Origin of the sequence: Alicyclobacillus sacchari (assembly GCF_004366795.1) — a bacterium.
Classification (GTDB): domain Bacteria; phylum Bacillota; class Bacilli; order Alicyclobacillales; family Alicyclobacillaceae; genus Alicyclobacillus; species Alicyclobacillus sacchari.
On the sequence record NZ_SORF01000005.1, the window covers coordinates 1 to 15,998 of the forward strand.

The following is a 15,998-nucleotide window of genomic DNA, read 5'->3' on the forward strand; positions in this document are numbered from 1 at the left end:
TCGCGGTGGACACCCTTGCTCTTGGCTAACGGTAGGTATGTCGCCAACCCCCGTTCGGGACTTGCACCCTGGAGAGACCGCCCATGCCGGGCGTATTAAAACAAATGAGGGCGCAACGCGCCCTCATTTCACCTAACCCTTTACCCTATCGCCTCTGTGGTCACTGTTCGAGGTAGATGGTGATGGTGCGAGCACCCCACGCATCTGCCTGCGCATTGCTTGCCATGCAAATGTCGATGTGGTCACCGACGATTGCGCTGCCCGTGTCTGCTGCGACCACTGTGCCAATACCCGGGATATAGACGCGACTGCCAAGTGGAATGACACTTGGATCGACCGCGATGACCCCTGGCTCAGCTGGCACGCCCGTGGCCGTCAAACCACCTGCCGCATAAGCGGTGGCAAGCACGGTCAAACTTCCCCGGATAAGTCCCGGATCCGGATTGGCAGAACGCGTGGCCAAAACGGGATGATGCACAAGTTGCATCGTCCCCACTTCGACCACTTCGTCCACGGGATTTCGGACGACGCGCTTCACGACGTGCTGTGAAATCTTGTGCCCGTCGCGATAGACGCTTGTTGTCTGTATTTCCAGCAACCCTTTCACACCGTGCGTCACGTATTCCTTGTGCCCCACTTCCAAATCGGATGCATTGCGACGTATGGTCTGAAATGGTATTTCCTGCGTCTGCGTCGTCGTCTTACTGACAATATTGTGAATCTCAACCGTTTCTCCGCTCGTCACACGCTCGCTCGTCGCCAGATTCATATGATCCGACGGCTTGAGTGTGATGCCCTCAGTTTTGAGAAGCTCACCAACCGTATGGGCGAACGTCCATGTGTGTTCAACCTTGCCTTCGTAATCAATCGTGACTGGCTTCGGACTGACGATCTCGACGATTTCCCCGTTTACAACGGAACTGTCGAGCGCCGGGCGAACGCGATCGCGATCGCTTACGTGGACATCGTGCTTTTGCAAAAATTCGGCAATGGTTCCTATGCCAAATCCACGCAATGTCCTGCGCTGCCCGTTGTCTTTCACCGTGATGGTTTTGTAAGTGCTTGCGACCGCAGTCCCGGCACCGCCAAGGACGACGACAGCCGCAGCGACCGCTGCCAACACGGCCTTCGACTTAGGTAGACGCACTCCCTCACCTCTTTCCGTGTCTTACGAGAGAAAAAAGGCGAATAGGGGATCAGGCTGGGCTCAGTATAGCCATACCACCAATCAATTGCAAACCACCTTTTGTCAACCTTCATTCCCTCGTAGATGCTGGAGCTATTTTATAAAGAATCCTATGACACTTACTGGCGAACGATGTCGGGCAAATGCGGAGCTGCTAAAAAGATTCCGACAAAAAACGAGACAGCCGCTCCACCTTCTGCAGAGCGACTGTCTCGCAAGATCTCGTTTATACCAAAGCGCGTTGCTGAGCAAAGGGTGCATCTTCCGCCAAGCGCTTCGCAACTTTCCATATATCCCCTGCACCCATCGTCAAAACCAAATCTCCCGGCTGAATTCGCTGTTGCAGGTAGCTGACGATGTCGTCCTGGGAACCGATGTAGCTTGTGTTAGGATTACTTTGAAGCGCAATTTCCCGAGCGAGAGCGGCCGCAGTCACACCCTCGATTTGCCTTTCACCTGCAGGCGAATAAATTTCCGAGATGATGACTTCGTCGGCCTCCGCAAACGACTTGGCGAATGCGTCAAATAAAAAGTAGGTTCGTGTATAGCGCTGCGGCTGAAACACCGCAATAATGCGTCGTCCCGTCGCTTTTGCGGCTGCGATGGTCGCTCGAATTTCCGTGGGATGGTGGGCATAATCGTCGATGATGAGAACGTCGTTTTTCTCCGAAATCACTTGAAAACGGCGCTTTGCACCATGGAACTCGACGAGTGCAACAGCAATTTGCTCAAATGTCAACGACGCCTCCAGTCCCACGACAATCGCAGCCAACGCATTTGCCACGTTATGACGCCCTGGCAGCGAAAGTAGAAGGCGCCCTACGAACTCGCCGCGAACGTAGACATCAGACGCCGACGAGCGGTCAAAGAGCTGGATGTTGCGAGCTTGCACGTCGGCATCGTCCGCGAAACCATACGTAATCACTCGCGACTTGGCAAACTTACGCAATTCGCGCAAATGTTCGTCGTCGGCTGATAACACAGCAAGACCGGTTTCAGGAATTTGGCTGATAAATGTCTGATAAGCCCGTTTTAGGTTCTCAAAATCGCCACCATAGTGCTCCAAGTGATCCGCTTCGACGTTCGTCACCACCGCAATAGCTGGTCGATAGTGTAAAAACGAACCGTCCGACTCGTCAGCTTCAGCCACGACGAAGCGTCCACCGCCAGCCTTGGCGTTGTCACCCATATTCGACACCACGCCACCCACAACAAAGGTAGGATCTAAATGATTCCGTTCCATGACATACGCGATCATCGATGTCGTAGTCGTCTTGCCGTGCGCCCCCGTGACAGCCACACCCACGCGATCCGCCATCAAACGAGCCAGCATCTCGCTGCGGTGAATCACGGGTATGTTGCGCGCCTTGGCTTCCTGTATCTCAACGTTATCCGCCTGAACGGCCGTGCTGTGAACGACAATGTCGGCACCTGCCACCTGCTCTCGAGCATGGCCATAATAGACCTGCGCACCGCGAGCAACCAGCTTATCCGTCAATTCTTGCCGCGACACGTCAGAGCCGGACACCTCGTACCCCAAATCAAGCATGACGCGGGCAATCGCACTCATTCCATAGCCGCCAATACCAACAAAATGCACGTGTTCCGAACCGCGCACGCGCCTCACCGTCCTCACATCCAATAGTCCAACCCGAGCGTGGTTATAGTCTTCCTCGCCGCTTCCGCCATATGCAAATTTCCCCAAATTGCAATCGGCAAGGAATCAGTTTGAAGCGCCTTTCGCACAGCCGCATCGATTTCCGGTTCGACAGTCAACCTCAGTTCAGGGCGCAGCTTTCGCATTTCTTCGGCAATCACGTGCGGCTCTGCACCGCGTGGGTGATCTGGCTTGCAGACAATGACCTGTGCAGCGAGCGGAAGCACGTGCGGCAACATCTGCCGAACATCTTTGTCCGCAAAAACGCCCACAACCATGTTCCACCCACAGGGTGCAAGTGACCGACCGAACTTGGTTAAGCTTTTCGAAAGCTGCAAAGCTGCGTCAGGGTTGTGTGCGCCGTCGATGACGATTGGCCGATGTCCGTCGCGAAACACCTCAAAGCGCAAAGGCCAGCGAACCGAAGCAAGGGAATCCAACGCTTTGTGCCACTTGTTTTCCGCGATCCTACCTTCGCCCAGCTCGTACATCGCCAAGGCCACGCCGGCATTTTGAGCCTGATGTTCGCCAAAAAGGCCCAGCTTGACGCCGGCTGCATCCCGAAACAGACCTCGATAAGTTCCCAACTGCCCTGAACCTTGTGTCCCCGTGGTCGCGAACACAGCATCGCAGCCGATCCGAATGAGAGGCGCTCTTTGGCTTTTGGCCACCCGCTCTATGACACGGTACGCGTCATCGACCGCCGCGGTCACCACCGGTATGCCCGGCTTGATAATACCCGCCTTATCACTCGCAATATCGACGATGGTTGGGCCAAGGATCTCCACGTGATCATATGTCACATTGGTGATGGCCGTGACCACCGGTTGGACAACATTTGTTGCGTCGTAGCGACCACCAAGCCCTGTTTCCCAGACAACCGCCTCGACGCCAGCGTCGCGAAAATAAAGCAGCGAAATGATGGTCAATATCTCAAACTCAGTTAACGGATCCTGCATCTGAGATTCCGTGGCAGATCGGACCCGTGTCGCATATTCAGCAAGTGCGCCTTCGGAAATGGGCTCGCCATCGATTGACATACGCCCATTGAAGCCACCAAGGCCAGGCGACGTATACAGGCCCGTCCGCCGTCCGGACGCCGTCAACAGAGTGGCCAACATTTGGCACACGGAACCTTTGCCGTTTGTGCCCGCAACGTGATAAAAACGCAGATTTCGCTCCGGATTTCCCAAATTCGACAACGCATGTCGGACCCGCTCCAGTCCCGGCTTGATGCCGAAACGGCGGAGCGAGCCAATCCACGCGCAGGCTTCTGCAATATTCAACAGCACAAACCTCTTTTCAATCCGTTCATTCGGCCAACGATTCTATCCGCTCGCGCACAGCCGCTAACTTCGCAGCATAATCCGCCAGCTTCTCACGCTCGGCTGCAACGACATCAGCAGGAGCTTTTGCAACAAACCCAGCGTTGGCCAACTTTTTCTCAAGCCGCTCGACTTCCCCAACCAGCCGTTTCTCCTCTTTCCCCAGCCGTTCGCGCTCCGCATCCATATCAATTAGACCGACGAGCGGAATATGGATGCGCGCTCCGGTGACCACCTGTGTGGCAGACTGCCGAGGAGCCGTGCCTCCCACCATAATGTCCAGGTGATCTGCATGGCAAAAACGTTGAATCATGTCACGAACTTGTTCAAATAGCTTCTTATCGCCGTCTGTATCGCATTGAATTTGCATGGATACCGACTGGCTTGGCGCCAATTGCAATTCGGCGCGAACATTGCGCACCGCGCGAATCGCATCCATCACCAGATTCATCTTGCGCACCGCGTCCGCATTCTGCCAATCCGAAATCGCTTCTGGCCACTGCGCTGCGACAAGTGCACTAGAGGTGTTCGGCAGTGCTTGCCAAATCTCCTCTGTCACAAATGGGATATACGGGTGCAAGAGCGTTAAAAGCCGTGTCAAAACGGTATACAAAACGCTTTGCACGCTTTGCTTGCGCTCCTCATCCTCACCATACAGCCCGATTTTGGCAAACTCGATGTACCAATCGCAAAAATCATCCCATGCGAAATCGTACATGGCACGTGCAGCCTCACCAAAATCGTACGCACTCAGGTGGTCGCTGACCGCCGCGATCGTCGCCTGTAGACGATCCAGAATCCATTGATCCGCCAAATCCAAATCGTCTGCATGCAGCGGCTGCGGTACAAAATCTTCGCCGAGGTTCATGAGGACGAAACGCGACGCATTCCAAATCTTATTGATAAAGTTGCGCGCACCCTCGACCTTCTCCCACACAAACCGCTGGTCATTGCCTGGCGACGTGTTGGTCGCGAGGGTGAAGCGAAGAGCATCCGCGCCATATTTTTCGATCACGTCCATTGGATCGACACCATTGCCTTTGCTTTTGGACATCTTCTGTCCCTTGGCATCGCGCACCAAACCATGCAACACGACAGTTTGAAACGGCATTTTACCTGTAAAGTGCACACCCATAAACACCATGCGGGCGACCCAGAAGAACAGGATGTCATAGCCTGTCACGAGGGTGCTGGTAGGATAGAACCGCTCCAGATCGGGCGTCCCTGCTGGCCAGCCCATCGTCGAAAACGGCCAGAGTGCCGACGAAAACCACGTATCGAGCACGTCCTCGTCCTGACGGACATTCGCCGATCCGCATGTCGCACAGTGCGTCACATCGTCACGTGACACCGTGATGGCCTCACACTCGTCACAGTACCAGGCCGGAATGCGATGCCCCCACCAAAGTTGACGAGAAATACACCAATCCCGGACATTTTCCAGCCACTGCTCAAAGACACGCCCGAAACGGCTTGGCACAAACGACAACTCGCCAGCACGCGCTCGCTCCAACGCGGGTTGCGCAAGGGCCTCCATTTTCACAAACCATTGGTCGGACAAAAACGGTTCGACAACCGTTCCGCAGCGTTCACAATGGCCAACCGCGTGATCGTGCTCTTCGCGCTGAACAAGGAATCCTTGTTCAGCCAAGGCATCCGCAACCGCGACCCGTGCGTCTTCACGCGACATTCCTTGAAATGCGCCTGCCAGTTCAGTCAAGTTACCATCGCTGTCGATACATTGCAACATGGGTAAACCGTGCCGCGATCCGACTTCAAAGTCGTTCGGATCGTGTGCCGGTGTAATTTTCAGGCATCCCGTTCCGAACTCGGGATCGACATATTCGTCGGCGATCACGGGGATCGTCCGATCCGAGAGCGGCAACCGCAACTCTTTGCCGATGTATGCCCGATACCGTTCGTCCGCGGGATGAACGGCGACCGCAACGTCGGCAAACATCGTCTCCGGACGCGTTGTCGCAATGATCAGTGCACCGCTGCCATCCGCAAGTGGATAACGCACGTGAAACAGCGTGCCCTTCTCGTCCTCATGTTCGACCTCGATGTCTGACAGTGCTGTCGAACAGCGTGGGCACCAGTTAATGATGCGCTTGCCGCGGTAAATCAGACCTTCCTCGTAGAGCGTGACGAACACCTCACGCACCGCTTTTGACAGGCCGGGATCCATCGTGAACCGCTCACGTGACCAGTCGCAGGAGGCTCCCAAGGCTCGGATTTGCTGTGTGATGGTCCCACCATACTGTTGTTTCCACGCCCAAACGCGCCTCACAAAATCCTCACGGCCGAGATCGTGACGGGTCTTTCCTTCCTCCTGCTTAAGCGACTGTTCAACACGAGCCTGGGTGGCAATGCCGGCGTGATCGGTGCCAGGTACCCAGAGAGCGGAATATCCAGCGAGGCGCCTATAGCGAATCGCGATATCCTGCAAGGTCGAATCGAGCGCGTGCCCCAGATGCAGCACACCGGTCACATTCGGCGGCGGCATGACGATGGAATACGCGCCTTTGCCGATATCTGCCCGGGGTTGAAAGTATCCGCCGTTCTCCCACATCTCATAGATGCGCTTCTCGACCGACTGCGGATCGTAAACGGTCGATAGCGATTTCGCAGATGCACCCATATACAGACTCCTCCTCTAGCGAAAAAGCCCTCCGTCCTTCAGGACGGAGGGCTCCGCGATACCACCTGAATTCCCTGCAGGCAAACACCAGCCAGAGGGCTCTCAAACATCGCTAACGGGATGAACCGGAATCGGCTCCAGGACGACCTTCAGACGACCGGAAGGGGCGCGGTTTCAGCTCGTTCCCGCCCTCTCTGGACAACCGGTGGCGCCTTACTCCTTCCCTTCACTGCCGCTCATCATATCGAAAGTTTCGTATGTATCGTACGAAAATCCGGTCAAAGTTGTCAAGATTTTGGCCGTTTGCCACGACCTCGACGCTTTTTTACGCGGTGTACGCGCACGCGTGGAAGCTCGTCCACTTCGCGTTCTTGGGAGCGCTTGGCAGCCCTCTCCGCCTCGGCCTTGGCGCGGCGGCGATCAGACATTTCCGTGCTCCAGGCATATACGAACGCGAACAAAACGCCAATGGCCAGAATGACCACGTTTTGAACGATTAGACTCGTCGTCTCATGGTGTTTGACGATGTACATCGTATCAGAGCGTCCCAACGTCAACTGAAACACGACGTCGATGAGATAACTCACGATGGCAACCGCCACTGCATTCCAACGGCGCATGACCTTGGCTCGCTGGACGACGACAAGCACAGCCACAAACATACCCAGTTCGCCGCTTGCAACGAACGAGTAGCGACCTTTTGAAACGTAGAATGCAATGCATTCCAAGACGGCGATGGCGACGACCAGCAAGGCGTCAAATCGCCAATACCATCCGCGCCAAATGCCTTTTTGCATCCCAACTGCATGCGTCGTATCCAATGAAGAACCTCCAAACTGCTGACGGCAAATCTTCGATTCCTTATATCTTATCAAATCAGACAACCGCTTGACAGGACAAATACATCCTTCACCTGTGCGCATATACATGTAGAGGACTGTCGAGTAAGGAGGGTTGGCAACATGGGCTTTTTTAATGGTCTGCTTCGGTTCGTCAAACTGATCTTGGCGCTCGCCATCTTCCTCCTATTTTTGCGTGCCATTCTCTGGCCGAGTGCACTCGATCTGCTCATCCTCATGATGCTGTTCATCGTCTTCGTCGCGATGTTCATTGGCGGGCCGTAGCATTTCATTTTCGCGATGCACAAACGGGAACCGCGTCTGTGTGGCACGATTCCCGCATGTGTGTTGTGGTGATGGTTATCACTAATCAGCTTAAAACGAAACGATTTTCGGCAGCGTAAACGGCTGACTTGGCACCGCGAGTGCCATGCCCGGCAGCACAGGGCCATTCAGCCAGGGGTTTGCCCGCTGCAACTCGCTTGGCAAGCAGCCAGAGCGATCCGCCACCGCCTCTAATGTCTCATCCTCCATGACAATGACATAGCGCAGCGTATAGCGGCTCTCAGGCCCGTTGAAATCGACGAACGACCACAGGCCGTGATCGCCAATGGAAACGAGCGTCTTTTCACTGCGCTCTAGGGAAGTGTCTTCCACCCCATCGCCATCGCTGTCAGCGCCCACTGCATCCGATGGAACAGCCGCAGAAATCGTCACCTTGAGTGCCGTGCTTTCCTCCGCCACTTCTGACCGCGCGGCTTCCACAGGCAATGAAACCGAGGGCGCGGTATCGTGGACGACAGTCTGGTCAAGGTCGACTTGGTGTTCAAACTCGAACGAGGCAACCGGTTCCGCACGATCCCGCCCAGTCTCTTGGGGCCCCGGCGACTCGGCAACGGACGGCTCGTTCACGGTCTCGACGGGTTGCACAAAGAACCTGTCGAACTCACTCAGTTGCTTGCGGGCGGTCTCATCCCCGCGCGAGGTAGTCTCATCCTCTTCCTGGGATCTGTCCGCCCAGCCATGGCCAGCTCGTGCAGCAGAGACGTCTTCGACAGCCTGTTCCCGCACAAAGCGTTCCTCATTCGCATCGTCATCGGCGGGTGCTTGTCGAAAGTCACCTGCTCCGACCAACGCCAACGGATTGACTGCGTCATCGCTCACGTTCGTCTGTGCGGTTGATGGTGACTCGTGCCATGCAGCCGGTTGAGAACCAGCTGGATCCGCAAGCGCCGCAAACGTTTCCTGTGCGCGCTCTGTTTCGCCATCGATGGCTGCCGATGCCACCCCCGTATCCGCATCGCTGGCCCCTTGCCCGTCAACCTCCTGCAAGACGTCTTCCACCACATTGACTGCCTGCACGGAATCCGCATCGCCCGCGTTGCCATCGCCATATTCCGTCGCCGCCTCCACTGCCTCGACGGTCACGTCCAGCTCTTCGTCTTGGCGATCTCGCTGCCCCAGTTCGCCCTCTTCCTGTCCTCCGCAACGAAAATGATAGCCTTGTTCGCCAGACAGTCCGTGTATCTCCAAGTGACCCATCGCATGGAGCCAATGATCCGCCGCCACGGTTAGCGCAAATCCGCTCAAGCGGCTTTTGACGTTGACGAGGCCAGGCGTCTGGGCAGCGATCGGCACTCGCAAAACAAACGGAAGGCGCTGGTGCACGTGTACGACCTCGGCGTCTGCGTTCACAGTAGCCGCCTCCTTGCGTACATAGCCAGCGAAGACAATGGCACCTTCGAGTTGATACATATCCTGATCCCGATCAAACGCCACCACTTCCGTGGCGACCGTGGCATCTTCGACCGTATCCCCGGCGGCGACCGCCTCCACATATACTTCCTGGTCGACCGGGAGGCGAATGAGCGGTTCACGCCCTCCTTCAGACATTCAAGCCCCTCCTCAAACGGCAAGATTCCACAACCAATGTATGTACTCGTCTAGCGACATATGTCGAACTCAGAGAGACATACCTTGGTTTGCTCTACCGTTTGCTGAGGGGCTTCCCATACTTGTTGTCTGCTTATCCGCGCCCGAGCCCAGCCATCACGCGCTCCATCGCCAAAAGCGTCTGTTCGATCTCGCTTTCACTGTGTACGCAGGACATAAATCCCGACTCCAACTGCGCTGGAGCAAATGCCACACCTTCCGCGAGCATGCCGTGAAAAAAGCGGGCGTATAACGGTTGATCAGATTCGCTGGCTGTCGCGAAATCGACGACCGGCCCGTCGTGGAAAAACAGACCGAACATGCCGCCAATCGCGTCGCCCGTCGTGGGAATGCCATACTTTCTGCCGAGATCGCAGAATGTATCCACGAGGCGCCTGCCGTACGTCTCCATCTGCTCATATATACCGCGCTTGGCAGCCTCTTCGAGCATGCGCAACGAGGTAAGACCAGCCGCCATCGCGAGCGGGTTGCCGGAGAGCGTACCGCCTTGATACACGGGCCCTTCGGGCGCAATCATCTGCATCAAATCGCGGCGACCGCCATAGGCGCCAACAGGCAGCCCCGCACCAATGACTTTGCCGAACGTCGTGAGGTCGGCTTTGACGCCAAACCGTTCCTGCGCACCACCGAGGCCGAGTCGAAAACCCGTGATGACCTCGTCAAAAATGAGCAACGCGCCTTGCTCCTTGGTGATGCTCCGAACCGCTTCCAGGTAGCCTGGAAGCGGGCGCACACACCCCATGTTGCCCGCCACCGGTTCAACGATGACGGCTGCGATTTCCGCTCCCCGCTCTGCAAACAGCCCACGCATGGCCGCCTCGTCATTATACGGCACCGTCAGCGTCCGCTCGGCTGTCGACTGCGGCACCCCGGGCGAGTCCGGCAAGCCGAGAGCGGCCACACCAGACCCAGCCTTCACGAGAAACGAGTCTGCGTGCCCATGGTAACAACCGACGCACTTAACAATATATTGGCGACCCGTAGCAGCGCGGGCAAGCCGGATGGCACTCATCGTCGCCTCCGTACCGCTGTTGACCATGCGCACTTTTTCGACAGATGGCACGAGGCGGCAAATCGTCTCCGCCATCTCCGTCTCCAACTCGGTCGGAACGCCGAAGCTTGTCCCCTTTGCCGCCGTTTCCGCGACAGCCCGTACGATTTCAGGGTGGGCATGCCCCCAGATGAGCGGACCCCAGGACATCAGATAATCGATATAGCGGTTGCCGTCGATGTCGAACAAATATGGTCCTTCACCGTACGCAGCAAAGTACGGCGTTCCGCCAACAGCGCGAAAAGCCCGCACCGGTGAATTGACGCCCCCCACAAGCACCTGCTGCGCTCGTGCGTACGCCGTTTTTGACGCTTCACCTGCCATCGTTCTGCCTCCCTCAACCCCGCTCCTCGCGCAGCCATTGCAACACGTCAGGCGCGTGGTAGGTCAAAATGATATCTGCTCCGGCCCGTTTAAACGACGTCATCATCTCCAAGACGATTTCCCGCTCGTCGATCCAGCCGTTTGCCGCGGCAGACTTGACCATGCTGTACTCCGCACTCACATTGTAAGTCGCGATGGGCAGCGCAAAGGCTTCTCGCAGTCGGGCCGTGACATCGAGATACGACAAGGCCGGTTTCACCATCAACATGTCCGCGCCTTCCGCGATATCCGCCTGCGCCTCGCGCAACGCCTCGCGCGCGTTGGCCGGGTCCATTTGATACGTCTTGCGATCCCCGAATGCAGGCGCTGAATCAGCCGCTTCGCGAAACGGGCCGTAGAAGGCAGATGCGTATTTGACCGCATAGGACAGGATTGGCACGTCCTCATAACCCGCCTCGTCGAGGGTCTCACGAATGCGAGCGACTCGCCCGTCCATCATGTCGGACGGAGCGACGACATCCGCGCCTGCCTGCGCGTGCGATAGCGCGGTTTTGGCGATCAATTCGAGCGACGGATCGTTGACAATTTTCCCATCGTGCACGACCCCGCAATGGCCAAGTGGATTATATTCGCAAAGACAGACGTCCGTCATGACAATCAAATCCGGATTTTCGGCTTTCGCAGCGCGGATAGCCTCTTGCACGACACCCTCCTTTGCGTACGCGGAGGACGACAGTTCGTCTTTGGCAAGCGGAATGCCAAACAAGATGATCGACTTTAGCCCAAGCTCGGATAAGCGAACGATCTCGCGACGAAATGCATCCAAACCGAATCGGTCGACACCAGGCATCGACGAAATCGGGGATCGGTCAGCAAGACCTTCCTCGACGAACATCGGATATACGAGATCGTCGGCATATACGCGGTGCTCCCGCACCAAATCGCGCAGCCAAGTCGTGCGCCGCAGTCTGCGATGCCGTTGAAACGTTGCCACAACCACCACTCCTATTCCTGTGTTGACAGTGCACTTTCGATCGCCACCAACATGTCCGTGCGCGTCGGCCGTCTGGGTATCGCGAATGCGTCTATACCTTGTGCCACGAGCCTGTCTAAGGTCGTCTGACCAAAAGGAACAACGCGGATGCCCGGCTGCTTCACCCACCAACGCAAAGACTCGAACGAGCAAAACACATCGACCGCTGAAGGAGAAAAGACAGCCAGTACCGCGCGCCGATGCTGCAAAAACGCCTCAGGCTGGACGACTGCCGGGACCGTGTCGTAGACGATCCACTCGATCACTTCATGGCCGCGTTGGCGCAACTGTTTGGGTAATTCCCGCCGCGCCTGCCGACCGCGGACAAAGACGAAACGCCCCGGTCTGTGCGCATACTCCTGTGCGACGCGGACAGCGAGCGAGCGCCCGTCGCGCACGTCGGGAAACGTCTTGACCGAAAAACCGAATCTGCGAAACGCCTCTGCCGTCGCTTCGCCAACGCAATAACAGATGGGCGGGCGGATTGCAGACAAGTCCTTCCCCGCTGCAGCAATGGCCCGCGCCGCCGCAGCCGACGTGCACAGCCACGCGTCAACCGGCGCCCATGTCGCGTCCTCCATACGTAGCAACGGAACTGTCTCAATGAGAGGGATATGCAGGCAGCGGTGCCCGCGCATTGCGAGTTCACGAACGAACGCTTGGCCATTTGCACCTGACTGCGTCACGATGATCACCTGTTCAGGGAGCATCTGTTCGGCCTTCTTCAAGTGCCATTTGGATCCAACGATCCGCCCCTTGCGCCAAAAGATCGTCTGCCAACTTCGTGCCTAACGCGTCAGGATCGACGCCGTCCGCCTCAAGTCTCAATAACTCGCTGCCATCCGGGTGCGCGACGACGCCCGTCAAGTGAATCATCTGGCGGGTTCCTTCCCCGGTCACGGTGGCGTAACCGGCTATGGGTACTTGACAACCGCCTTGCAATCGCCGTAAAAATGCTCGCTCTGCCGCAACTGCCATAGAGGTCGGCGGGTGCGACCAGCGATTGAGTACCGCCACCATCGCTTCGTCGTCTTCCCGGCACTCGACCGCAAGGACCCCTTGTCCAACCGCTGGTACACAAACATCGACAGCCAAGTACTCGTGAATTCGCCTTCGCCATCCCATGCGATGGAGCCCTGCGGCCGCCAGTACCACTGCATCGAAATCTCCTTGTTCGGCGCGTCGCAAACGCGTGTCGATATTGCCGCGCAAAGGTTCAATGCGCAAGTCGGGCCGCATACGTCGCAATTGGGCCAGGCGGCGCAGACTCGACGTTCCTACACGTGCCCCCATTGGCAATTCGGATAGCCCACGTCCACTCGCTGAGACCATCACATCGCGCGCATCTTCACGCACCGGTATACCGGCAATGACCAATCCAGGGCCAAGCTCGTACGGGACATCCTTCATGCTATGTACAGCGAGATCGGCCTGGCCAATGCTAAGCGCTTCCTCAATTTCCGAAACGAACAAGCCTTTGCCGCCGATTTTCGAGAGCGTGACATCGAGAATGCGATCGCCCTTGGTGCGAATCGGTACCAACTCAAATGTCCAGTCGTCGCGCAATGAACGGAGCTCATTGACCACCCACTGCGTTTGCGTCATCGCCAATTGGCTTGTCCTTGTTGCCACGCGCACTGTTCGCATGGCTATCCGCCTCCCCGTTTTCTTACGCGACGCCAGCAGGCGTCCGGCCGCTTACCAAGAGTAAATTGAATAAGAGCGCCGCGAAACAGGCTACGTGATAAACCATCAGCCGACGATCCGCCGCCCGCCGCACCACGCGGACACACAAGTAGACCACGTACATCGCCCAACAGATCGCCGTCGCAATAAACTTCGGCCACAATAAGAGCCATCTGTGCAACACCAAGTCGCCCCAGACGCTTCCTGTCGCCATCGCCAGAAGGAGTAATCCACAACCAACAGCGCTCGCAAACAGAGCCCATGTGTCGAGGATAGCGAGCGATGGTAGTTGCAAAAACCAGCGATTGAACCGATGCTGCCGCAAGTGCCTGTCCTGAACCAAGTGCATTAAAGCGAACGCGAAGCCAAAGGCGAACGCAGCTTCACCCAAAGCAGCAAGCACGATGTGCACAATCAGCAGATTGACGGCTGGCAACCAGTGCTCTCTGGCATCCACCTGCAGTCCCCCAGCAAACAGGGCCAATCCTAAACTGACCACATTCGCAAAAAAGACGACCACGCCGATGCGGAACCGGGCATCTACCACCAGCGTCACCGTAAGCATCAGCCATGATACGAGCAGGGCCAAATCGGACTTGGAATAGTCGATCACGCTGGGCAATCTCGACAAGCGCAAAAATAGCAGCGTCGTCATGGCGACAAACGCCACAAACAGCAAGGCTACCGCGGCTCGATTGCGCATTCGATTTGGATGCACGACATCCGAGAACAGCAACGAAAGGCTTACCGCGTACGCGACGATGGCGGAATCAAAGCAAAAGCCGGGCCACCCCACGGCGGATCACCGCAATACGGGATGCAGTTGAGGCTGTCCTTGCCGCGACGCCTCGCCCAACACCCGAGATAGCACATCCATCAAGCGCACCGCGCCAGACTCCGTCGCCTCATCGTCGTTTGGTACCGCATCCAGTCCAAATAACTGTGCAAACATCGAAGCATAGGCGAGATCGCCTGAAGAAATCGACAACTCTTTCACATGTTGAATCGGTTCACGCAGCAGTTGATTGACGATGCTCATGGTGTGCTTGTGAATGATCTTGCGATCCCGCTCGGACAAATGGGGGAGTTTATGCACCAAGCTTGCCATGACCTCTCGCTCGATCGCCTCACCCTTTTGCCGCAGGGCGACAATCAGAGGAACGACCTCTTGTTCGGTCAACCAATCCGAAAAGGCACGTACGCCCGATGCCACCATCTCTTCGACGAGTGCGGCCTGTCGCTCGCGTTCCTTCACGTTCGCGTCGATCACGCCGTTCAAGTCGTCCACGTCGTACAGGTAGACGTTGGGCAACTCGGCACAGGCCGGATCGATGTCGCGGGGCACCGCGATGTCGAGCAACACAAGCGGTCGGCCGCGCCGCCCAGTCACCGTCTGACGGGCGAGATTGGCCGCGATGGTATAGCCGGGGCGCGCGGTTGCCGACACCACGATATCCACGTCCTGAAGCGCAGCTTCCATATCTTCGAGTGACAACGCCTGTGCGCCAATCTCAGACGCGAGCACAGCGGCTTTCTCAAGCGTGCGATTGGCAAGCAGCAGACGGTTTACTCCCTGGGCCGCCAAGTGCTTCGCCGCAAGTGCCCCCATCTGACCTGCGCCAATGACTAGAGCAACCTTGCCCTGCAAACCACCGACGACTTTCGATGCCAATTGCACGGCCGCATAGCTGACCGAGACCGGGTGTTGCCCAACCGTCGTCTCGCTTTGTGCCCGTTTGCCTACGTGCAAGACTTCGCGAAACATGCGATTGAACATGGCTCCGGTGTTGCCAGCCTCAAACGCAGTCTGAAACGCCTCGCGCATTTGCCCGAGAATCTGCGTTTCGCCAACGACAATTGAATCCAATCCACAGGCGACACGCATGGCATGCGCCACCGCTGCTTCGCCCTGCAGCAAGTATGTGTGCTGCGCCAATTCCTGCTTGGGTACCCCGGACGTGTTGGCCAGCAACGTGAGGATGAAATCGTGAGCCGCATGCGTGCTATTGGCCAGTGCATAAACCTCCGTTCGATTGCAGGTCGAAAGCACGACACTCTCCAGCACAGTTCGCGATCCGCCGAGCTGCGTCAATACGTGACTGTGAGCATCGCCACTTAAACTCACGCGCTCACGCAGATCGACGGGCGCAGAATGATGACTCATACCAACCACCATGATATGCACGCGTAACACCTCCCACCGTTCGACATTATAGCACGTCCCCACGCGAGCGATGGCGGCGCTTGGCGCCGCCATGTGACACGTGTATGAATTTCGCGGTGAACCAACAGCACAGGCCTAG

General features: G+C 57.0%; 13 protein-coding genes. 1 reads left to right on the forward strand and 12 read right to left on the reverse strand.

What is annotated here, in order from left to right; all coding sequences use genetic code 11:
- Positions 1–160: 160 nt before the first annotated feature.
- From C7445_RS06205 to C7445_RS06225, 5 genes are all read right to left on the reverse strand, one after another.
- Positions 161–1,147, reverse strand: a complete 987-nt coding sequence (locus C7445_RS06205) for a 3D domain-containing protein (protein WP_134159229.1) — start codon at positions 1,145–1,147, stop codon at positions 161–163.
- Positions 1,148–1,412: 265 nt separating this feature from the next.
- A complete protein-coding gene (gene murC / locus C7445_RS06210; RefSeq protein WP_134159230.1) occupies positions 1,413–2,804 on the reverse strand; it encodes a UDP-N-acetylmuramate--L-alanine ligase in 1,392 nt (463 codons plus the stop codon).
- A 14-nt stretch (positions 2,805–2,818) separates the two neighbouring features.
- Positions 2,819–4,135 carry a bifunctional folylpolyglutamate synthase/dihydrofolate synthase gene (locus tag C7445_RS06215; RefSeq protein WP_243835004.1) on the reverse strand — a complete coding sequence of 439 codons (1,317 nt, stop codon included), beginning with the start codon at positions 4,133–4,135 and terminating at the stop codon, positions 2,819–2,821.
- Positions 4,136–4,154: 19 nt separating this feature from the next.
- Positions 4,155–6,809 (reverse strand): valine--tRNA ligase, encoded by a 2,655-nt coding sequence (locus tag C7445_RS06220; RefSeq protein ID WP_134159234.1) that lies wholly within the window; start codon positions 6,807–6,809, stop codon positions 4,155–4,157.
- Positions 6,810–7,096: 287 nt separating this feature from the next.
- A complete protein-coding gene (locus C7445_RS06225) occupies positions 7,097–7,630 on the reverse strand; it encodes a hypothetical protein (protein ID WP_208320853.1) in 534 nt (177 codons plus the stop codon).
- Between the two features lie 141 nt (positions 7,631–7,771).
- On the opposite strand from C7445_RS06225, the gene C7445_RS14550 reads away from it, so the two are divergent.
- A complete protein-coding gene (locus tag C7445_RS14550) occupies positions 7,772–7,933 on the forward strand; it encodes a hypothetical protein (protein WP_166669028.1) in 162 nt (53 codons plus the stop codon).
- A gap of 90 nt (positions 7,934–8,023) precedes the next feature.
- Here the strand turns inward: C7445_RS14550 and C7445_RS06230 are convergent, their stop codons facing one another.
- The 7 genes from C7445_RS06230 to hemA all read right to left on the reverse strand — a co-directional run bounded on the left by C7445_RS06230 (position 8,024) and on the right by hemA (position 15,871).
- On the reverse strand, positions 8,024–9,541 hold the full coding sequence (locus C7445_RS06230) for a LysM peptidoglycan-binding domain-containing protein (protein ID WP_134159236.1): 1,518 nt from the start codon (positions 9,539–9,541) through the stop codon (positions 8,024–8,026).
- Between the two features lie 133 nt (positions 9,542–9,674).
- The gene (gene hemL, locus C7445_RS06235) at positions 9,675–10,976 is read right to left on the reverse strand and encodes a glutamate-1-semialdehyde 2,1-aminomutase (RefSeq protein ID WP_134159237.1); all 1,302 of its coding nucleotides are present in this window, start codon (positions 10,974–10,976) and stop codon (positions 9,675–9,677) included.
- Positions 10,977–10,989: 13 nt separating this feature from the next.
- Positions 10,990–11,970, reverse strand: coding sequence for a porphobilinogen synthase (gene hemB / locus C7445_RS06240; protein ID WP_134159238.1), 981 nt, complete (start codon positions 11,968–11,970; stop codon positions 10,990–10,992).
- A gap of 11 nt (positions 11,971–11,981) precedes the next feature.
- A complete protein-coding gene (locus C7445_RS06245; RefSeq protein ID WP_134159239.1) occupies positions 11,982–12,719 on the reverse strand; it encodes a uroporphyrinogen-III synthase in 738 nt (245 codons plus the stop codon).
- Positions 12,709–13,656, reverse strand: a complete 948-nt coding sequence (hemC, locus tag C7445_RS06250) for a hydroxymethylbilane synthase (RefSeq protein ID WP_134159240.1) — start codon at positions 13,654–13,656, stop codon at positions 12,709–12,711. The genes C7445_RS06245 and hemC overlap by 11 nt, the downstream gene beginning before the upstream one ends.
- 22 nt (positions 13,657–13,678) lie before the next feature.
- Positions 13,679–14,491 (reverse strand): cytochrome c biogenesis protein CcsA, encoded by an 813-nt coding sequence (gene ccsA / locus C7445_RS06255; RefSeq protein WP_243835005.1) that lies wholly within the window; start codon positions 14,489–14,491, stop codon positions 13,679–13,681.
- A gap of 6 nt (positions 14,492–14,497) precedes the next feature.
- Entirely contained in the window at positions 14,498–15,871 is a 1,374-nt protein-coding gene (gene hemA / locus C7445_RS06260) for a glutamyl-tRNA reductase (protein WP_134159432.1), read from the reverse strand.
- Between the last annotated feature and the right edge of the window lie 127 nt (positions 15,872–15,998).

What these genes read in the sequence shown, in the direction of transcription:
- C7445_RS06220 (WP_134159234.1), bottom strand. Translation starts at nt 6,809, where the DNA reads ATGGGTGCATCTGCGAAATCGCTATCGACCGTTTACGATCCGCAGTCG.
- C7445_RS14550 (WP_166669028.1), top strand. Translation starts at nt 7,772, where the DNA reads ATGGGCTTTTTTAATGGTCTGCTTCGGTTCGTCAAACTGATCTTGGCG.
- C7445_RS06230 (WP_134159236.1), bottom strand. Translation starts at nt 9,541, where the DNA reads ATGTCTGAAGGAGGGCGTGAACCGCTCATTCGCCTCCCGGTCGACCAG.
- hemL (WP_134159237.1), bottom strand. Translation starts at nt 10,976, where the DNA reads ATGGCAGGTGAAGCGTCAAAAACGGCGTACGCACGAGCGCAGCAGGTG.
- C7445_RS06245 (WP_134159239.1), bottom strand. Translation starts at nt 12,719, where the DNA reads ATGCTCCCTGAACAGGTGATCATCGTGACGCAGTCAGGTGCAAATGGC.
- hemC (WP_134159240.1), bottom strand. Translation starts at nt 13,656, where the DNA reads ATGCGAACAGTGCGCGTGGCAACAAGGACAAGCCAATTGGCGATGACG.
- hemA (WP_134159432.1), bottom strand. Translation starts at nt 15,871, where the DNA reads ATGGTGGTTGGTATGAGTCATCATTCTGCGCCCGTCGATCTGCGTGAG.